Origin of the sequence: Acinetobacter sp. YH12218, assembly GCF_013417925.1 — a bacterium.
Lineage (GTDB): Bacteria > Pseudomonadota > Gammaproteobacteria > Pseudomonadales > Moraxellaceae > Acinetobacter > Acinetobacter amyesii.
In genome coordinates this window covers 15,089-35,034 of sequence record NZ_VPDB01000036.1, presented here as the reverse complement: position 1 = coordinate 35,034, position 19,946 = coordinate 15,089, and the positions used below count along the sequence as shown (strand labels likewise).

22 protein-coding genes and 1 pseudogene are annotated in these 19,946 nt (G+C 41.1%); 7 read left to right on the top strand and 16 right to left on the bottom strand.

What is annotated here, in order from left to right:
* Positions 1-189 precede the first annotated feature (189 nt).
* From FTV03_RS11170 to pyrE, 4 genes are all read right to left on the bottom strand, one after another.
* Complete coding sequence (locus FTV03_RS11170; RefSeq protein ID WP_035270373.1) at positions 190-525, bottom strand: type II toxin-antitoxin system HicB family antitoxin; 336 nt, start codon at positions 523-525, stop codon at positions 190-192.
* Entirely contained in the window at positions 522-770 is a 249-nt protein-coding gene (locus FTV03_RS11165) for a type II toxin-antitoxin system HicA family toxin (RefSeq protein ID WP_044425274.1), read from the bottom strand. Before FTV03_RS11165 ends, FTV03_RS11170 begins: the two co-directional genes overlap by 4 nt.
* A gap of 105 nt (positions 771-875) precedes the next feature.
* Complete coding sequence (locus tag FTV03_RS11160) at positions 876-1,403, bottom strand: plasmid pRiA4b ORF-3 family protein (protein WP_000537572.1); 528 nt, start codon at positions 1,401-1,403, stop codon at positions 876-878.
* A 268-nt stretch (positions 1,404-1,671) separates the two neighbouring features.
* Positions 1,672-2,322: an orotate phosphoribosyltransferase gene (pyrE, locus tag FTV03_RS11155; RefSeq protein WP_180041430.1), complete on the bottom strand. Its 651-nt coding sequence runs from the start codon at positions 2,320-2,322 to the stop codon at positions 1,672-1,674.
* 40 nt (positions 2,323-2,362) lie between these two features.
* Between pyrE and FTV03_RS11150 the strand changes: the two genes are divergently transcribed.
* Complete coding sequence (locus FTV03_RS11150; protein ID WP_180041429.1) at positions 2,363-3,181, top strand: exodeoxyribonuclease III; 819 nt, start codon at positions 2,363-2,365, stop codon at positions 3,179-3,181.
* Positions 3,182-3,808: 627 nt separating this feature from the next.
* Entirely contained in the window at positions 3,809-4,156 is a 348-nt protein-coding gene (locus FTV03_RS11145; RefSeq protein WP_180008661.1) for a Spx/MgsR family RNA polymerase-binding regulatory protein, read from the top strand.
* 104 nt (positions 4,157-4,260) lie between these two features.
* Here FTV03_RS11145 and FTV03_RS11140 read toward each other — a convergent pair whose 3' ends face one another.
* Positions 4,261-4,698, bottom strand: a complete 438-nt coding sequence (locus tag FTV03_RS11140) for a DUF2147 domain-containing protein (RefSeq protein ID WP_078193227.1) — start codon at positions 4,696-4,698, stop codon at positions 4,261-4,263.
* Between the two features lie 155 nt (positions 4,699-4,853).
* Here FTV03_RS11140 and FTV03_RS11135 point away from each other — a divergent pair, with 155 nt between their 5' ends.
* Complete coding sequence (locus FTV03_RS11135; protein ID WP_180041428.1) at positions 4,854-5,765, top strand: alpha/beta hydrolase; 912 nt, start codon at positions 4,854-4,856, stop codon at positions 5,763-5,765.
* A gap of 100 nt (positions 5,766-5,865) precedes the next feature.
* On the opposite strand, the gene FTV03_RS11130 is transcribed toward FTV03_RS11135, so the two are convergent.
* Positions 5,866-6,435, bottom strand: coding sequence for an FMN-dependent NADH-azoreductase (locus FTV03_RS11130; protein WP_078190588.1), 570 nt, complete (start codon positions 6,433-6,435; stop codon positions 5,866-5,868).
* Positions 6,436-6,716: 281 nt separating this feature from the next.
* Here FTV03_RS11130 and FTV03_RS11125 point away from each other — a divergent pair, with 281 nt between their 5' ends.
* Positions 6,717-7,883 (top strand): GGDEF domain-containing protein, encoded by a 1,167-nt coding sequence (locus FTV03_RS11125; protein ID WP_257222616.1) that lies wholly within the window; start codon positions 6,717-6,719, stop codon positions 7,881-7,883.
* A gap of 34 nt (positions 7,884-7,917) precedes the next feature.
* Here FTV03_RS11125 and FTV03_RS11120 read toward each other — a convergent pair.
* The 5 genes and pseudogenes from FTV03_RS11120 to FTV03_RS11100 all read right to left on the bottom strand — a co-directional run bounded on the left by FTV03_RS11120 (position 7,918) and on the right by FTV03_RS11100 (position 12,262).
* Positions 7,918-8,587, bottom strand: a pseudogene (locus tag FTV03_RS11120) (glutathione S-transferase family protein).
* Between the two features lie 3 nt (positions 8,588-8,590).
* Positions 8,591-10,387: a protein-disulfide reductase DsbD gene (gene dsbD / locus FTV03_RS11115; RefSeq protein ID WP_180041427.1), complete on the bottom strand. Its 1,797-nt coding sequence runs from the start codon at positions 10,385-10,387 to the stop codon at positions 8,591-8,593.
* 53 nt (positions 10,388-10,440) lie between these two features.
* Positions 10,441-11,211, bottom strand: a complete 771-nt coding sequence (locus tag FTV03_RS11110) for a transporter (RefSeq protein ID WP_180022329.1) — start codon at positions 11,209-11,211, stop codon at positions 10,441-10,443.
* Positions 11,212-11,225: 14 nt separating this feature from the next.
* Positions 11,226-11,768 carry an ankyrin repeat domain-containing protein gene (locus tag FTV03_RS11105; RefSeq protein ID WP_180041426.1) on the bottom strand — a complete coding sequence of 181 codons (543 nt, stop codon included), beginning with the start codon at positions 11,766-11,768 and terminating at the stop codon, positions 11,226-11,228.
* A gap of 128 nt (positions 11,769-11,896) precedes the next feature.
* A complete protein-coding gene (locus FTV03_RS11100) occupies positions 11,897-12,262 on the bottom strand; it encodes an HPF/RaiA family ribosome-associated protein (RefSeq protein ID WP_078190593.1) in 366 nt (121 codons plus the stop codon).
* A 496-nt stretch (positions 12,263-12,758) separates the two neighbouring features.
* Between FTV03_RS11100 and FTV03_RS11095 the strand changes: the two genes are divergently transcribed.
* Entirely contained in the window at positions 12,759-13,496 is a 738-nt protein-coding gene (locus FTV03_RS11095) for an outer membrane protein OmpK (protein ID WP_180041425.1), read from the top strand.
* 101 nt (positions 13,497-13,597) lie between these two features.
* Complete coding sequence (locus tag FTV03_RS11090; RefSeq protein WP_180041424.1) at positions 13,598-14,098, top strand: GNAT family N-acetyltransferase; 501 nt, start codon at positions 13,598-13,600, stop codon at positions 14,096-14,098.
* Between the two features lie 17 nt (positions 14,099-14,115).
* Here the strand turns inward: FTV03_RS11090 and FTV03_RS11085 are convergent, their stop codons facing one another.
* A complete protein-coding gene (locus FTV03_RS11085; RefSeq protein WP_180041423.1) occupies positions 14,116-14,598 on the bottom strand; it encodes a DUF1877 family protein in 483 nt (160 codons plus the stop codon).
* A 279-nt stretch (positions 14,599-14,877) separates the two neighbouring features.
* Here FTV03_RS11085 and FTV03_RS11080 point away from each other — a divergent pair, with 279 nt between their 5' ends.
* A complete protein-coding gene (locus FTV03_RS11080; protein WP_180041422.1) occupies positions 14,878-15,579 on the top strand; it encodes a phospholipase D family protein in 702 nt (233 codons plus the stop codon).
* 101 nt (positions 15,580-15,680) lie between these two features.
* Here FTV03_RS11080 and urtE read toward each other — a convergent pair whose 3' ends face one another.
* From urtE to urtB, 4 genes are read right to left on the bottom strand one after another with little or no spacing between them, the layout of a single operon-like run.
* The gene (gene urtE, locus FTV03_RS11075) at positions 15,681-16,379 is read right to left on the bottom strand and encodes an urea ABC transporter ATP-binding subunit UrtE (RefSeq protein ID WP_180041421.1); all 699 of its coding nucleotides are present in this window, start codon (positions 16,377-16,379) and stop codon (positions 15,681-15,683) included.
* 10 nt (positions 16,380-16,389) lie between these two features.
* The gene (gene urtD / locus FTV03_RS11070) at positions 16,390-17,211 is read right to left on the bottom strand and encodes an urea ABC transporter ATP-binding protein UrtD (protein WP_168379685.1); all 822 of its coding nucleotides are present in this window, start codon (positions 17,209-17,211) and stop codon (positions 16,390-16,392) included.
* On the bottom strand, positions 17,208-18,281 hold the full coding sequence (urtC, locus tag FTV03_RS11065; protein ID WP_068532834.1) for an urea ABC transporter permease subunit UrtC: 1,074 nt from the start codon (positions 18,279-18,281) through the stop codon (positions 17,208-17,210). The genes urtD and urtC overlap by 4 nt, the downstream gene beginning before the upstream one ends.
* A 4-nt stretch (positions 18,282-18,285) precedes the next feature.
* Complete coding sequence (gene urtB / locus FTV03_RS11060) at positions 18,286-19,920, bottom strand: urea ABC transporter permease subunit UrtB (protein WP_180041420.1); 1,635 nt, start codon at positions 19,918-19,920, stop codon at positions 18,286-18,288.
* Positions 19,921-19,946 lie beyond the last annotated feature (26 nt).

Genomic DNA, 19,946 nt, shown 5'->3' with positions numbered 1-19,946 from the left:
CATGAAATACGGTATTCTGATGTGACAAAACCTGAATCCTGGTCGTTAAAGTGTTTGTTTGCACTCATATTTTAACTGTTAGGACTCAGGTTTTTTTATTTAAAGCAAACTATGGGACAGCAGTGGCTGTAAGCTCCCTTTTTTACTAATTTTTTTCAATTTTTAGATGTCAATCTAGGCTTCAATAAATTAAGCACCTAAACGCATTAATTTCTCTTGAATCGCATCGCTTACAAAAGCATTAAGAGAATTATCACTTGATGCTAAAACAGCTTTACGGTGTAACTCAGGACTAATACGGACATTAAATGTACCTTTGAATGGCTGATCGGGTTTTTTACCTAATTCAGCACAAGACTCTAAATATCCATCGACAGATTCCTGAAAAGCTTGTTCAAGAGTTTTTAATGTTTCTGCTTCATAAGTGATGAGATCACGGATAAATGCAAGCTTTCCAAATAACTCACCTGTTTCAAGATCAGGTTCAATTGTACCTAGATAACCTTTGTATTTTAAATAGCTCATAAAAATCCCTCCTGCTTGAGTGCCTGTTTTACAGATTTCAAAGCCCCACCTTTGATTTCATTTTCAGGGTGTGGCCTGTGCAGTAAAATCATGTGTTCAGTTTTCGTATTAAAAAAACGGACACGAGAGCCTGCCATTTCAAATTTTTCATAGCCGAGCTGATTCAGTAAAACGACTAAATCTTTATACGGAAATGTATTTTTTGAATTTCCAAATTTTTCCAGTAACTTTTCCGTTTTACCCATACTTCAGCCCTACTGCTATTGCAACTAAGTATAGTTACTTTTAAATAATAATTGCAACTATATTTAGTTGCAATTTCGTATAACAGCCCTTATGTTAAATCAGGTTTAAAACTTAATATCATGTGAATTAAAGTAGGTCGGATCAAACTCTATCTCTCCTATTTCATCCTCGATAATTTGCATGTAATCGTCATATCTTGGATGTTTGGGGTCTTGTAATGCATCTAAAATATCAAGATATCCAAAAATTCCTCCAATATCTTCAAATGGAGCATGATTTTGACCATCTATACAACATGGATATTTTTTATTTAAATCAGGAGATTGTCTGCTTTCTACAGTAATCAAATGTTCCCAACAATCGCCAAAATCATATGTATATATAATTTTTTTACCTACACGTAGAACTTCTTTCAATTTTTGTCTTTTATTGATCTTTTCATGCTTAATAGTCGTGAATTCATGTAAATGGCTATCTTCCCAATCAAAAGCGGATTGAATTGCCTTATGGAGCCTAGATAAAGTAGCTGCCGATGAAATTTGAATAGTTCTCCAGATTTCAGGATCACTACCTAGCAGACTAATTTTTAATTGAAAAACTTCATCAGAAGATTTGAGCTTTACAGTTCCCATAACAGCCTAGTTCTCAAAAAATAGTTTTAGTAAATCTAAAATTAACATAATACACGTTATACGAAATTCTTTAAATTTTCTATAAGCATCAATAGTTTAACTAAAGCCGTTTCAGTAAATAGCGCACTGAGACGGCTTTTTATTGATTCTTCACGTTTAACGCCTACTTTTTAAGCAATATTTCACGTTTTTTGTTAGTTAGATGCAACAATCATCATTTAAAGACGTAAAAAAGGCAGCTTCAGCTGCCTTTTGAAATCCCGAAAAATTAGATGCCGTATTTAACACGGTACGCTTCCATTTTCGCCAAGGCTTCAGTTTCGCCTTTTGCATCTAAGAAAGTCATTAAATCTTTCATAGTGATTAAAGCATGTACAGGAATTTCGAGTTCTTTTTGCACTTCTTGAATCGCAGACAAATCGCCCTGACCTTTTTCTTGACGGTCTAGCGCCACCAATACGCCCGCAATTTGTGCACCGGCATTTTTCAGAATAGTTACTACTTCACGAATCGCTGTACCCGCAGTGATCACATCATCAATGATCCAGACTTTTTTACCTTCAACAGACGCACCAACCAATACACCGCCTTCGCCATGGTCTTTCGCTTCTTTACGGTTAAAGCCCCAAGGTACGCTCACACCATGGTTCTGTGACAGTGCGACAGCCGTTGCTGCTACAAATGGAATACCTTTATAAGCTGGGCCAAAGACCACTTCCACATTATCGCATTGTGTTAATTTAGCTGCATAGCCAGAAGCCAATAATGATAAGGCTTCGCCATCGTTTAGTAGACCTGCATTAAAAAAATAAGGACTCACACGACCCGATTTTAAAGTAAACTCACCAAATTTAAGCACACCACGTGATAATGCGAGTTCGATAAAAGCTTGTGGATTAAATGCCGCTTGCGCTGTCATGAGGTGCTCCATTTTTTTAAGTTTGAGGTTAAACCTGAGCATGATACCAAAGAGTAGCTATCCAAGTGATCAAAAAATTTTACGTGTCGTTTCAATTAATGTGAATGGTCTGCGTTCCGCTGAAAAAAAAGGTATTTTTGACTGGATGGCAACTTCAGATGCCGATGTCATCTGCATGCAAGAAAGCCGCATTACCCATGAACAATGGACCGATAAATTTAAACCCGAAGGTTGGTTTACACACCTTTTCCCTGCAGAACGCCCAGGCTATGCCGGTACTGCGATTTATAGCCGCCTACCTTTTGTTTCAGTGACAGATGGTTTAGGTTTTGAATTGGCAGACACTCAAGGCCGCTTTATTTCTGCTGAGTTCGATTTAGGACTTGGACAAACTGCACATATTTGCTCGCTCTACCTGCCTTCTGGTTCATCGGGTGAAGAAGCTCAGGCACGTAAAGATTTATTTTTAAACGAATACAAACAAATTTTGAAGCAATGGCGTGCTGAAAATAAGTCAGTGATTGTTTGCGGTGACTACAACATCGTGCATAAACGTATTGATATTAAAAATTGGTCTGGGAACCAAAAGGCTTCAGGCTGCTTACCACATGAACGTGCATGGCTCGATCATATTTATGATGAGCTTGGCTATGTCGACACCTTCCGTGAGGTACGTAAAGAAGCCGAGCTTTACTCTTGGTGGTCTAACCGAGGACAAGCGCGTGCCAAAAATGTGGGTTGGCGTATCGACTACCATGCATGTTCACCAGACTGGAAAGAACGTACAGTCAATGCTTGGATATTTAAAGATGAATGGTTTAGCGACCACGCCCCTGTCATTATTGATTATAAAATTTAAGCTTCCAACAATTAATTGAGTGAACGATTGTTTACTCAATTAGAGCTTATTTCTCACATTACATGACGAATTTGTGGATTTATCTCATAACTTGAACATAGCATTATGGTCGCACGGCAAAGGGACATGTCAGGATGACATAAAAGGATTGGACGCCGAAGGAAGTATAAAAACAAACTAAATGATTTAGCTTGTTTTCAAGGATGTGACAATGGACGTTGGATTGAGACCCGCATGATCAGGATGATTAAATGCGGGTTTTCTCTTATCTAGTCCCCACATCTATAGACTCAAACATCCCCCAAATAAAACAGCTAAAAATTCGATCTGCACAGCATTTTCTTATTCTCGCTTTCTTTCTACTTTTGACTGTGCAACCTTAAGCTGAATTTTCTTGTTATCGCAGCGCTTTCTTTTCTGATTCGTTTTGTTCTGTAGGCTATTTTAAAACACCAAAATGTCGTTTTGATGACAATACCCAATATTTATTACATGCGACTTTTACAGCAAAACATTTATTTCTCAATCCACATCCAGATCGAGCTTTGAGCATTGATGAATTAGCCTGTAGGATAATGCTGAATTGTATTTTTATCTTATTGTTTGAATAATTGAGGACATCTGTTCATGCTTAAAATTTATGGCATCAAAAACTGTAATACCATGAAAAAAGCTTTCGACTTGCTCAACGAATTAGGCCTAAGTTACGAATTTCATGACTATAAAAAAGAAGCGATTGATGCTAAAACCGTAAAAAAATGGCTCGATGCCAAAGGCGCTGATGTGATTCTCAACAAAAAAGGCACCACATGGAAAAAACTCAGTGAAGAAGAGCAACAGACAGCCTTAGCCAGTGAAGAAAATTTGATTCAGTGTTTAACAGCGCATAGCAGCATGATTAAACGTCCTGTACTCGATACAGGTAGCGATTTATTGGTTGGCTTTGATGAAAGCGCTTACCGTGCATTGAAATAAATTTTTTTATCACACTCATGCACGGCTCTAGTTCAATTGTGGCTGAAAATAGGCTATAAAAAAGCCTGACATTGTCAGGCTTTTTTTGTTTGAATCATGTCAAATTAGTTGGCACGAATCCATGTTTGATTACGACCTAAAGCAGCAACGCCAATAAAGCCGCGAAGCTCTAGTTTTTTGCCACCATCAGCCAATTGACCTTTTAACTTGTAAGTTTTACCTGATTGAGGATCCAAAATTGAACCGTCTTCATAGCTTGTACCACCTACATTTTTAAGACCTGTCACAATACGTAAGCCTTTTAATGATTTGTTGTGATATGGGCCTTCACATTTTTTACAAGCGTTTTCTTCACCTGGTGTCAAAACTGACTGAATGCTCGCAGAAAGCGTACCATTTTTTTGTTCAGTGAATTTTACAATCGCTTTTGGCTGCTTGGTTTTATCATCAATGGTTTTCCAAGTTGTACCATTTAGCGGATCTGCAGCATTTGCAAATGCGGCTAAACTCATCAATCCTAATGCTAGTGCAATTTTTTTCATTTTTGTTTATTTCCCTGGTCTGATATAGACGACATTAGTATCCAAAAGTCACAACAATTTATCAATTTTTGTATGTGACCGTTTAGTGTAACCTTGTAATTTGTGTTGGTAAATATGCTCACACGATTCCAAAAATAGAAAAAGATGGAAAGACAATGAAGATATCACCACTGACGAAACAACTGATTACAGAAAGCATTTTAAAAACCACAATTCGTGGACCGAGCCAGTTCAATTTACCGCCCAATACTTTACGTTTTGCTTTGGAACAAATGTGTCGTGCATTTCCTCAAAACCCGGATGTACAAATTCGTCCTATTCGCTTAGCCGGCTTAAAAGCCGAAGAAATCAAACCTCAACAGGCATCGACCCAACTCATTTTTCATATTCATGGGGGCGCATTTTTCTTGGGTTCGATGAACACACATCGGGCGTTTCTGACTCAAGTTGCGGCACGCACGCAAATGCAAGTGTTACATTTGGATTATCCTTTATCCCCTGAAGCACAGTTCCCTGAAGCACTCGATGCCCTTTTTGATGTGTATGCGGTGTTATTAGATCAAGGGGTTCAAGCCAAAGATATTATTTTGTCAGGCGACTCTTGTGGTGCAAACTTGGCGCTTGCCTTAGCCCTTAAAATTCAACAGGACCAACTTCCACAAGTCAGTGGTTTGGTGTTGATGTCACCGTTTTTAGACCTGACGCTGAGCAGTGAGTCTTTGCGTTATAACCGTAAGCATGATGCGCTGTTAAGCATAGAAGCCCTTGAAACAGGCATTGATTATTATGTACCACGCTCGGTCGATCGAGCTGATCCATTGGTCTCGCCTTTTTTTGCAGAGCTCAAAGGACTACCTCCGATTCATATTCAAGTGGGTTCTAAAGAAATTTTATTGGATGATGCGCAGCGTTTTAAAGTCAAAGCAGAAGAAGCCGGCCTAGATGTCGAATTTAAGCTGTACACTGGCATGTGGCATAACTTCCAGATGTTTAGCCCATGGTTTGAAGAAGGACAGCGTGCACTGAGTGATTTAGCCGATTTTTCACACCGACTGGATCAGGACTAATCCGTGAAAACCAATTCCTGAAAACTGATCCCTGAAACTAATCAAAGTCACCATAAAAAAAGGTCAGCAGATGCTGACCTAAGAGGGAAATGTCATTCTGTTAAATGGCTTGAATTTGAGCCTGAGCTGTCGCCATTGCTTGTGCTTTCATGTCAGGTCCCATATTGACACCTTCGGCACGAATCACATCAATATCGCTAACACCTGTAAAATTAAATACGGCTTTTAATAAACCTTCTTGATAATCTACAGGGCTGTTATCGCCATACACGCCGCCACGACTGCTGGCAATATAGACTTTTTTATCACCTGCCAAGCCCACTGGACCTTGTTCTGTATATTTAAAGGTACGACCAGCAACACTGATACGGTCAATCCATGCTTTCAAAGTTGATGGCAAACCGAAGTTATACATAGCAGCACCAACCACAACCACATCGGCATCTAAATACTGTTGCAACAACTGCTCGCCTAAAGCCGATTGTTCTGCATTTTGACCCATCAAAATTTCACTGCTGAGATGTGGAATCTGCTGTACAGCTAAATCGAGATGTTGAACCTGTGCCGCATCACCATGTTTTTGCTGTAGCTGTTGTACAATTTCAGCGCTGAGTTGACGTGAAACTGAAGCGTCGCCCATGATGCTTGAATCAATATGCAGAATTTTCATGACTAAAACCTAAAGCTGTTGTTATTAACTTGAGCCTAGTGTAATCACTTTTCATAAATAGAATAATCCCGATCCTTATGACACTATGTTTTATTTTTAGAACAATCATTTTGAACTCGCAAAAAATTTAAAATTACTGAGCGGTTCTTGACCGTTATCAAGTGTAAATTTTCATGCTAATGTAAGCCTATAAAATGATATCTATATAAACTTTAAGAAAAAAACTGATAACTCGAACAGGGCAATGACACAGGATGACGGTGAAATCAAGCATACGTGACATGATCCTCCGCAATAGAATCGCCCAGTATTTACTGGAAGATGAAGTGGTGATGAATTGGAGTATCCTGAAAAAGTGTATGCTCATGCTGATGCTTGGCTCAGCCATTCATCTGCTTTGGATCATTTGGAAATTTTATGTTTATGTCACGCCAGAACTTTGGCAGTGGGTTAACCTTGAGCTCATCCACTCTCAATTGTGGACCAACATCGTCTTTTTTTGCTTAATGGTCCTGCTGATTTGGCCTTGCTATGCTGGAAAAGATAATCCCAAGATTCAGCTAATTTTACCTTATCTTTCGGTCGGCTTATTCGTCATTTCTTTATGTCGTGATGGTTATTTAATTGGCGTCATGAGTCCAGCCACTATGATCTCCTACGTGAGCCTTGTGACCGTTGGATTGGTACTATTTACACGAAAAATCGTCTATAGCATGCTGATTCCAGCCACGATTTTTTTATCCATTTGTATGTATTTAAGCATCCGCGGCATTATCCCCTATGCCCCGATTTTTCAACCTCATGCCTATGGCTATCAAAATAGTTTTTGGCTCTTCTCAATGATCTTTTTCATTGTTCCTATTTTATTAACCTGTTTGGCTTTATTTGAAATCTTACTCAGCCAATGGCGTCACCGAGAGCATCTGATTCAAAAACTTAGTCAAGTCGACCCACTGACCAATTTATTTAATCGACGCAGTATCAATCAGTGTTTGGAACAGCTCGATAGTGCTAAAACAGATACATATGCACTGGTCTTATTGGACTTAGACCATTTCAAACGCATCAATGATGAATATGGACACGATAAAGGCGATGAAACCTTGATTCTTGTCAGCCAAGTATTAAACCAACATTTACGCGGTAGTGATGTGGTTGGGCGGTTTGGAGGGGAAGAGTTTATTTTGGTGCTAAAAAATTCTAACTTAGAACAAGCGATATTCATTGCAGAGCGCTGTCGAAAAGCCATTGAGCAGCTTGAAATTTGGGGACATGATGGTCAGTCAATTCATGTGACAGCCAGTTTTGGTATTGCGATTTCTACGCCAGAATTGGTACCGCAACAATTGCTGACCCATGCAGATCAAGCGCTATACGCAGCTAAAGCTGGCGGCCGCAACATGGTGATGGCCTACACCGAACAACAAAGCTTTAGCCATTTGGTTTAAAACTTTTATACAGATCAGACGTGGCGTTGAGCTTTTAACGTGGATACTGTTCCATACGACGGACTGGCTGTTCCAGTTGAGCAGCCGTGATCCATGCCACCACAGAAGGATGCTGCAAAATCTTTTGCATATAACGCTGTGTGTTGTCACTCACAGGTAGCTGGAAGGTCTGTAAACGTGTCACCACGGGTGCAAAAAATGCATCGGCAATAGTAAATTCACCGCATAGAAAGCCATCCACCGCAGGACGACTCGACCAAATCTGCTCGATTCGAGTCACTTCAGCACGCAATTCAGCATGTTCAGACCATAATCTCTGACCATGACGACCATAATCCGCCTGCAAATTCATACTGCATAAGCTACGCAATTGCATAAAACTACTGTGCATTTCCGCGCAAATACTACGTGCCCATGCGCGTTGCGTGGGATCTTTAGGCCACAGTGGAAGATCTTGAAACTGCTCTGCCAAATATTCACAAATTGCCAATGAGTCCCAAATCATCACACCGTCATGTTGCAGTAGGGGCACCTTGCCATTGGCATGTAGGGCTAACATTTGCTGCTTGAATGCTCCGCCATCTGCTTCTTCAGAAAAAGGAATCCAAGATCTCTTGAAAGGGTAAATTAAACGCGTGTAACACCAACCACGGTCGCATAGACCACGTCGAATAGTTTTTATTGGCAATATATAATTGCATCATTTTTTATTCTCCACGCGATTTAAATTTTTCCAATTGCGCTAGCAATTCTTTCTCGCTAAATGCGCCCGTCAAACGCAGTCCACGTATCTCTTGATGCGCTGTATCTAAAAATAAATAGGTCGGTGGCCCTAAAATATCCCATTGATTGAGCAGTACTTGATGGGTTGCATCATACTGACTCAAATCCAACTTAATTAAGTAATACGGTGCCAAAGCCTGTTGCACTACTGTCGATTTTAAAACTTTATGTTCAATCGGCTGGCAGGCCACACACCAATCGGCATAGACATCAATAATTGCGGATTGACCTTGAGGAATTTCACTTAATAAACGTTGAAACTCTTCCGCTGTATGTGCCACATGCCAAGCACTTTGTTGTTGATTTTCTTCGACTAAAAAACGTTGGCTATGTTGATATTGACTGTACACAATATAAGGTACGGCGGCACAGAACACCAAGATATACAACCATTTGAGCTGAGTACTGCGCCATAAAATGCGCCAAAGCACATAAGCGCTAAACACCAGACCCAGAGCAAGGGATAACCACTGTAACCAAGCTTCACTGATCAATGGTCGAATAAAATACAAAGCCAATGCCAACATAATGAAAGCAAAGAGCACCTTGATTTGATTCATCCACAAACCCGCTTTAGGCAATACCCGTGAGCCAAGGACACTGGCCAACAATAGCGGGGTCCCCATGCCAAAGCCGAGGGTGAATAACAATAACGCACCTTGCCACTGACTTTGGGTTTGGGAAATAAATAATAATGCGCCTGCCAACGGTGCTGTCATACAAGGACCGACCAGTAATGCTGAAATCATCCCCATGACCCCAGCGCCAACGAGACTACCGCCCTTTTGCATCGACTGAGCTTGGTCTAAGCGATTGACCCAACTGCGTGGCAATTTCAGTTCAAATAAACCAAATAAATTCAGGGCAAAAACCACAAAGAGTACGCTAAAGGCAATTAAGGTCGAGGGTTGTTGCAACCAACGCTGGAAATTCAAACCTGCAGACGACGCCACCAAGCCGAGAATGGCATACACCATCGCCATACTGGTGACAAAAGTCAGTGCAATCATCCATGCTTTTAAACCTCGGCTGTCGCGGACAATCAGTGAGGTTAAAATCGGCAGCATTGGCAATGAACAAGGGGTAAAAGCCAGCAAAAAACCCAGGCCAAAAAACAGCAAAAGTCCATAAAATATAGAGCTTTGTGCTAATTTTTCAGACCACATTTGGTCACTTGCGGTATAGCGTTCAGAAGCCAATGCAGCATTCTCTGCCCTTTGCTGATCTAAACGATTCGCCGTGGGCTGTTCGGCATTATTTTCTGCTGCAAAATCGAGTAAGCGTTTATTTGGACTGGTAAGATTTTGCTGTGTGACCAAACCAGAAGCATCCGTTTCAAAGCTGATGCTCTGTGGTGGATAACACACCCGATCCTTGGCACAGCCTTGCCAACTGACTTGATAAGTCTGCAGTTTTTGAGTTGGAATTTTAAAACTCAACTGTTGGTAATACACCTGCGTATGACCATAGTTATCGTCTTTTAAATCCTCAGCAGCAGGCAAATCCAAAGCCAAAACTTGATTGCCCTGCTTCACCTCTATTTTGTGCTGATACAGATAATAATGCGCTGGAATATCCCAACTCAGCTCCGCCTGATCTGCACGATCGGAGACGACCGAGAAAGGAAAAGCATCTTCAGCTGAAAGTAATGCATCCTGAGCAGAGACGCCCATACTGAACGACAGCACAGCCGCTGCCGCAACATAAGTCCATTGTTTCATTCAGCTGAATTCATCCTCAGTCTGTATTTATACGTTTTAAAATTTAGGTTTTTTTAGAACAGGTAAGATACACCCAAACCTGACTGATAATTTTTATGACCGCCAGTGAGTTCTAGACCGACGCTCGCATCCAACTGCATACGATCCGAAACGGCATACGTTAGACCGGAAGCCAAAGACACTTCCTGATCCGTACTCTCTGCTTTGCGATAAACCAGCTCAGAAAAACCCGATAAATTACCCGCAATTTGATATTCCATTCCTGGAATGGCACTCACAGCCCAATCACCATCTTGAACTTCATAACGCATGGTCATTGAAGTCCCAATTGTATCGCTATAATCATAAGCCACAGCGGAAGTCAGACTATAAATATCGTCCTCAGCACTAAAACCTTCATTGCCTGTTGCAATAATCGCTTCAGCAAGAATAGCCATCGACAATTTCTCATCATTCAAATCAATGGCTTTTTTCAGACCAATGCTGACATCACCCAAACCATCGTCTTCAACTGAGCGACCCGCAACTTTGGTTTTAGACCATGCCGGACCTTGCCAACCCAATTGCAATTCCAAATCTTTTGCCAAACCAGTACGGAACAACATATCTGCATTTAAAGTGGTGTTTTTTACTTTTTCACCATTTTCATCACGACTTTCACTATAGCTCGCTGCTGGCAAACTTTGTTCCCATGCCAAACGACCTACAGGGGTAATGCCTGTGCCCATACCCGCGCCCGGACGGTCAAATGAAAAATCCGCCGCAAATGCAGACAGGCTCAAACTAGATAATGTTGCAATGCTTAAAACTTTAAATACAGTCATGTTTTTACTCACAATTATGCTAATTCCTTGGTCATTTTTGCGCCATGGCTACGCAAAAGCTCCAAGGTTTGTTTTTCTTCTTCCAATGCTTCTGACCAATTTACCGCGTCAAAATCACAGTCAAAAAATAATTCACTAATCGACGATAAAATGGTTAAACCATCGCTATCAATCATATTTGGATTCACTTTTTCATCCAATAAACGCTGTACCGCAGGGACACATGCTGCACTCGCGGCGTCCCATAATGGACCATAAATTTCTTCAGCATCCCATAAATGCACATTGGCTTTGGCTTGAATCAGCGCTTCCAAGATTTGCATATGTACGTCTAAATGTTGTGTTTTCTGTTCTGTTGTTAAAGGTTGGCCTGCTTCATATGCTTCGCAAACCATTTCCCACCATTTAAACAAACCATCAGACCATACAGAAACCGCAGGTCCTTTTTCAAAGTCGATAAAATTTGGATTAAGACCATCTGCCAACAGGCGTTGCACCTGTGCAAGATCTTGTTCTTCTAACGCTTGCACAAAAAGCTGTTGTTGCGCTGTTAACATCTGGAAAGCTCACTTCAATTTATTTTGATCTATTATGCCGAATAAAGCTGCGTTTGTTTGAATTTCATGTAAAACAAAATACAAAACACACAAAAAAAGCCCCGCAGGGCTTTTTTAAATTTTGAGACTTATTCGTCGTCTACGCTGTCATCTGCTTCAGCAAAAGCAGGTTGCGTACTGCGTGGGTTCTCTTTCTTTTCGAACACATGTTCAAGACTACGTTTAAGTCGATCAATTGCACCGTGAATAGCTGTATCTACATTATGACCACGATGGTTGACCACGACAGGCTTCAAACCCGCTGGACGCGCTTCAATCATACATTTAATGTCATCGCTGCCGCCCTTGTCCCCATTTTCATCACTTAAATGCACCGAGAAGTGGGTAATGCGTTCACTATGGCGCTGAAATTCTTCATTAAGTTCTGCACGAACGTATGTAATTAGTCGATCACTGTTTATAATGTTTTTATCTGTACGGATTTCAATGTTCATAATATCATCCTCATATCTATCTGTATTAGCTATAAAAATTTGTGCAAAACTTATTATCTTGGCACGTTACATTTGCTGTAAATGTTACAGCAATGACCATCTTCAACTTTGTATGGAACGTCGTCCTCCACATTGAATGATGAACACTTTAGAGTCTGCAGATCCGTGTCCTTATACTTCGAATATCGGTCTTAAGTTAGAATTTTGCAAGTGCTATTTTGATATTTTTTTAATATCCATACAAAAAGTAAGACTTTATTGTAGATTTGCATTGTTTTAATTGATTTGGGTCATATTTTTGTGCATTTCCTCGACGTCCACCATCTATTTGCACAATTCCATTCAAACTCAAAATCTCGCTTTTACCGTCATTGATCATTCACAGCGTATTTCCCCTTCAAATTACAAAACAATTTTGCCGTTGAGTAAAATTTGGCTTTATTTTTGCTTAATAATCTGTATGCTTTCAGTGCTTCTCGGGGGGAGATATTTTTTAATGAAACTTACACAAATCGTTGCATCATGTGCATTAGCATCTGCTGCTGCTTTCACTCAAGCTTCACCTATCGTATGGCAAGATTTCAGCTTAACTGGCTTATATGGTGAAAACTATGAAGTTGGTACTGAAGACCGTACAACGATCACAGCCGAATATGCAGCGAAACTGAAGTATTCAGATGTATTCTTCTTCGTTGACCAACAATTGGATGGTAACGATGATCAATCAACTTATGCAGAATTAGCGCCACGTCTAAGCTTAGGTGAAGTTTCTAGTAAAGACCTTTCTATGGGTCCGATCAAAGACGTTCTGATTGCAACGACTTGGGAACATAATGCGGGTTACGATCACCACAACTCTGAATTTAACAACTTCTTGTACGGTGTAGGTTTCTCTCTCGATATTCCATATACACAATATGCAAATGTGAACTTCTATAAAGCGGCAAACGACAAGACTAAAGATGATTATCAAATGACAATCACTTATGCAGTGCCGTTCAAATTAGGTTCAGAAGAGTTTTTAGCAGATGCCTTCCTAGACTGGTCTACTGCTGAAGCAGACCATGCAAGTGAATTAAACTGGACATCTCAGTACAAATGGAATCTGGGTAAACACATTTCACCAAAAACTAAATTATATGTTGGTATCGAACATTCAGTTTGGAACAACAAATTTGGTATTAAAGGCGTAGACCAAAACGATGTCAGCGCATTGGTGAAATACCACTTCTAAGTTCGACTCAGAACACTATGAAGAAAAAAGCAAGGTTCATCTCCTTGCTTTTTTTCTGCCTAAGTTTTTAAATTGACTTTATTTTTATCAGAAATTTGCGCATGTCTTTTCTCATTCGACCTGCAATTCCTCAAGACTTAGCGGCCATTCTCGCAATCTATAATCATGAAGTTCTCAACGGCTTTGCGACATGGAATGATCAAGCTTATACCCTTGACTCTTTTCAACAGAAATTGCTGGATTTTCAAAAGCAAAATTTTCCTTTTGTGGTGATTGAAGATCAAGAACAGCATCAAATCGCGGGTTATGCTGACTATGGTTCATTCCGTCATTTTGCTGGCTATCGACATACTGTTGAGCACTCTGTCTATATTGACCCAAACTATGCTCGACTCGGTCTTGGTCAGCAATTATTAGAACATCTGATTCAGCATGCCAAAAGCCAAAATATGCATGTCATGATTGCAGGCATTGACCACGGCAATAGCGCCTCGATTGCCCTACACAAAAAATTAGGCTTTAAGCAAACAGGTTATATGCCTGAAGTGGGACAAAAGTTTGGTGAATGGCGTGATCTCGTCCTGATGCAACTTCAGTTATAGCCCGTGTTGAGCTGTGTTTATGGTAATTTATCCAAACGAATACCATCTTGAATCACACTCAGCACCGATAAATTATGACGCGCCGCATCACGATAAAGGTCTTGTAACTGTAAAAAAAGCAGTTTTAATTCGGCCAATTTGAGCTCTTGCTCAGGTGCGGTTTCTGCAATCGTGACCAAATAACGTTTTTTGATTTCATCCACGCTTAACTGTTGTAATGCCTGATGGATTTCTGCAACGCGAACTACAGTATTGTAATGCACTGCAAGGCTCAGTCCCGGTCGTCGCTCTGACAATGGATGTTCTGCCTGAATGGCATAATTCAGTGCCGCAGCTGAATCCCTGTTCACGCTTAATAATGGATTCAACTCTTGCCATGCCTCCCCTAAAAAAAAGGAGTGTTGTACAAAGGGTGAATCCAAGACATCTTGAGGGGTTTCTGCTTCTAAAATCAGTGTTTCCAAATCATTCGGTGGGATCAAATATAATATCGCGTCCATATTCTTATCTTCTTGTTATGTATTTAGTTAAGATTAACTTTTATTGAGCAATAATTATACAATTTTTTGTATTTCATCTGATTTATTCAATTCATTCTTTTCCCAATCTATTCCTGCTGAAATCCTAAGTAATTCACCCTTCCTATGCTTATCGCCAGTTCAATTAAATCACCTGCTTTCAAAAAACGAATGCATGTCTAAAGTTTAAAAGCGAATTATTCCACAGTATGAATTTTATGCGCTAAAATTTAAAATTATCGAAAATAATCAGGGGGATAAATGGCAAAATTCTTAAATACCAGTGGCACTAACTTCTTTCTTGAAGAATTAATCAAAAATGCCAAAGAGCGTTTGATTTTAATCAGCCCCTATTTACGTTTAAATGACCGTATTAAAGAGCTTCTTGAAGATAAAGACCGTATGAAAATTGATATTCGTATTGTCTACGGTAAAAGTGACTTACATCCAGATGAAATAAAATGGATGCAAAAACTGGATTATGTACGCGTGAGCTTTTGTAAAAATTTGCATGCAAAGTGCTATTTAAATGAAGGTGAATGCATTATTTCAAGTTTAAATCTTTATGAGTTTAGCCAAGTAAATAACAATGAAATGGGGATTTTAGTTCGTAAATACGAAGATGATGAAGTCTTTAAAGATGCCTATGAAGAAGCCCAACGTATTATTCGCATCAGCGATGAAGTACGCATTACTTTAGATGAGGTGAAAGCAGAAAAACCTAATATTGAAAAAATTGAAGAAGAATCACTTTTACAATCTAAATTAACCAGTTCAAAACTCGCCGCAAAGCACAAATTAAAAACCCCTGAATTATTAGAACTATTGGTGAGTAAAGGGTTACTTGAAGAAAAAGCAGAAGGTAAGCATACGCTTACAGATTCAGGTAAATTCATTGGAGGAGAATTCAAGCCCAATCAATATGGTGGCTATTTTCTTTGGCCTGAAAACATTGAACTTTAATCCACATAAAAATTTCCTCCCTTTAAGCATTACAGCCGTGAGTAAAATACCTCCCCCCTCTCTTGCCCCAAAATATGGAGCAAAAGAGGGTATTAAACAACCTAAATCGCCACCAGTTCCCGAATGCCTTTTTTGGGCATTTCACTACCGACACCTTGTGCAATCACTTGCCCCCGCGCCATCACGGTATATTCATCTGCCAGTTCTTCTGCAAAATCATAAAACTGTTCAACCAAAACAATCGCCATTTCTCCGCTATCGGCTAACTGACGAATCACACGACCAATGTCTTTAATAATCGACGGCTGAATGCCTTCGGTCGGTTCATCTAAAATCAATACCCGTGGTTCGGAAGCGAGCGCACGGGCAATCGCCAATTGTTGCTGCTGACCACCAGATAAATCTCCACCTCGACGATGTTTCATTTCATCCAATACGGGGAAAATCTCATAGAGATGTTCTGGCACTTTTCGGGTTTTAGCGCCTTTAAATTTTGCCATCCCAATCAAAATATTTTCTTCAACGGTCAAGGTTGAAAAAATGTCCCGTCCTTGCGGTACATAAGCCAAGCCTTCACGTACACGTTGCTCTGGACTCAGTTTAGAAATGTCTTTGCCATCCAGTAAGATCTGCCCAGACTTGATCGGTAAAATGCCCATTAAACATTTTAAGAGGGTGGTTTTACCCACACCATTTCGCCCGAGCACCACTGAACACGCACCCACGGGAGCGGCAAATGTCACATCTCTTAAAATATGACTGCCACCATAAAACTGATTGACGTCTTTGACTTCTAACATGGTCTGCTCCTTAACGTCCAAGATATTTTTCAATGACATCTTCATTGGCTTGGACTTCGGCCAATGTACCCTCGGCCAAAATCGCACCTTGCGCCAACACGGTGACTTTTTCACTGATGGTGTCAATAAAGCTCATGTCATGTTCAACCACAACAAGGGTATGGTTCTTTTTCAACTCTAAACACAGCTCTGCGGTACGCTCTGTTTCAGCATCGGTCATTCCTGCTACAGGTTCATCCAGCAAAATCAATTTTGGACGCTGCATTAGTAGCATGCCTATTTCTAACCACTGCTTTTGACCATGTGACAACAGCCCTGCCGGTTTATGGATCAATTCTTCTAAGCGGATTTGTGCTAAAGATTCGTCCAAGGCGTTTTGCGCATCTGGATCGAGTTTGCTGAAAAAACTCTTTTTCACCCGTTTATCTTTAGGTGCAGCCAATAACAGATTTTCCATCACGGTAAAATTTTCAAATACGGTTGGCTTTTGAAACTTACGACCGATTCCGGCTTCTGCTATTTGCTCCGTGCTCATTTTTGCCAAATCATAGGTTTGCCCAAAAAAAGCCGAACCTTCTGTTGGGCGAGTTTTACCGGTAATCACATCCATCAGCGTGGTTTTGCCTGCACCATTGGGACCAATGATGCAGCGCAGCTCACCTTCTTTGATATATAACGACAAATCATTTAATGCACGGAAAGAATCAAACCAGACACTGACTTTTTCTAAATACAAGGCAATGCCGTGACTGAAATCCGCACCCTGCTCCTTTGGTCGTCCATAACCTTCAGCAGCATGACCGCCATGCGGTTGAACCCATTGATCATTCATTCGCTGCGCTCCTTTTTAAACCGCTCTAATAGCCCAATCACGCCTTTTGGTAGGAATATCGTTACCACAATAAACAGTGCACCTAAAATCAATAACCATGCCTCTGGATAAGCCACTGTGAAATAGGTCTTCACCCCATTGATTAAACCTGCACCCAAAATCGGTCCAATCAGCGTACCGCGCCCCCCTGCAGCCACCCACACCGCCATTTCAATCGAATTGACAGGGTTCATCTCACTCGGGTTAATAATACCGACTTGGGGGACATACAGAGCGCCTGCAATCCCTGCAATCACTGCGGACAAAACCCATGCAGAGAGCTTGTACCATAAGGTGCGGTAACCTAAATATTGCAAACGGTTTTCACTGTCACGAATTGCACCGAGTACACGACCATAGGGTTTATTCATCAGGTGGCGTAAGCCGACAAAACAGACCAGCAAAGTCAGCGCAGTGAGGAAACACAAGGTTGCACGCATTGGTGCAGAGGTAATATCCATACCCAAAATGGTTTTAAAACCGGTAAAGCCGTTGTTACCGCCAAAGCCGGTTTCATTGCGGAAAAACAGTAGCGCCGCAGCAAAGGTCATGGCTTGGGTAATAATTGAAAAATACACGCCTTTAATTTTTGAGCGGAAGGCAAAGAAGCCAAAAATGAAGGCAATCAGTCCTGGGACCAAAACCACCAAAGCCAATGCCCACACGATATGTTCAGTACCCATCCAGTACCACGGTAGCTCGGTCCAACTCAAAAAGCGCATAAAGTCGGGTAAGCCATCGCCTGCCGCTTCACGCATGAGATACATGCCGAAGGCATAGCCGCCCAAGGCAAAGTACAAACCATGCCCCAAGCTTAAAATGCCGGCATAGCCCCAAACCAAATCTAAGGCCAATGCCACCAATGCGAGACACATAATCTTGCCAATGAGCGTGACCCAATACGCTGATAAATGCAGTGCTGAATCGGCTGGCAATACATGTAGCCAAGGCAAAATCAGCAAAATGGCAAAGCACACGGCAATCGCCATACCGCTATAGGGTTTATCCGATAATAATGAAGTGATTTTCATGCGCTTACTCCACAAAACGGCCTTTGATGGCAAACAAACCTTGTGGACGTTTTTGAATAAACAAAATCACAAGAACCAGTAGAATAATTTTCGCTAAGACCGCACCCATGCCGATTTCCAGCACTGTGCCACTGACACCTAGACCTAAGGCCGCCAGTACTGCGCCCCATACTTGGCCAACACCGCCAACCACAACCACCAAGAACGCATCGACAATATAGTTTTGTCCTAGGTCAGGACCGACATTGCCGACTTGTGCTAAGGCACAGCCTGCAAGACCTGCAAGCCCTGAACCTAAACCAAAAGCCATCATGTCAATGCGGCTAGAACGTATACCAACGGCCTGTGCCATTTGACGGTTTTGCGTCACGGCACGAACAAATAAACCAAAGCGGGTTTTATTCAGCAAGTAAACCAGCAACAGGAGTACCGCAATGGTAAAGCCAATAATGGCAATACGGTTATAAGGCAGCATCAGGCTCGGTGTCACGGCAATGCCCCCAGACAGCCATGAAATATTCGACACCTCAACGTTCTGCGCTCCAAAAACCATACGCACCAATTGCATTAAAATTAAGCTCACACCAAAGGTGGCTAATAGCGTTTCCAATTGACGGCCATACAAGGGACGAATAACAGTACGTTCAATCAACATGCCGATCAAAGCACTTACAATAAATGCAGCAGGAATCGCGGCAATCAAGTACCAATCGACATAGCTACTGAGATAACTCTTAAACAGGCTTTGCACCACATAAGTGGTATAGGCCCCGATCATGATCAGTTCACCATGCGCCATGTTAATCACGCCTAGCAGACCATACGTAATGGCTAAGCCCAACGCCGCCAGTAGTAAAATACTGGCCGTGCTGAGACCTGAAAAGACATGTCCAGTCCATTCACTGGCCTGAATACGGGTTTTAATATTGCTCTTGGCTTCTGTCAGTGCGGCTTTTAACTCGGGATGCAAATTGGCTTGTTGTAATTCCTGCTCCACCATCGCCAACACATCAGGACGGTTAGAATTTTGCAGCACTTTGGCCGCCTGTATTTTTTGTAAAACATCGGGATTTTGATAGTCCAAGCGCGCTTTGAGCTGCGCTAAACGGGCTTTAACTTTGTTATTTTTTTCATTTAAATACAATTGATTAATATTTTTAACATCCAACTCAGCCAAGTTATTTTCTAAAATATCAATTGCATTCAAACGTTGGTTTAAATCATTCGATTGCAGCTTTTCTTTCGCTTGAGCAAACGTTAAGGCTTTACGAAGGGTATTCACCAAGGTGACTTGAGATAAATCGGCAGGCCAATCCGTCACGGTTTGCAAATCTGGATAGCTCAATAATTTTTCGTCAGTTTCTAAAATATAGGTTTGACCGCTTTGACCACTATATAACTGGTCTTTTTCAACCAATGCGGCCAACTGATCTAAGGATTCAATATCGCCCGGCCATTGATTCAGTAAACTGCGGCGCTCGGTAAAACTACCGCGAACAAATTGCTGAATGGCGTCACCTTGCTGCACAGATTGCACCGTAGGCACGACATTCGCTGCAGTTTCTGCATGCACGATTTGCAGACAGAATAATTGGCTCAGGAATAGAAAAAGGATCGGGAAATTGCGTAATTTTTTCATCTTATAAGCATCCCTATTGAGTAATA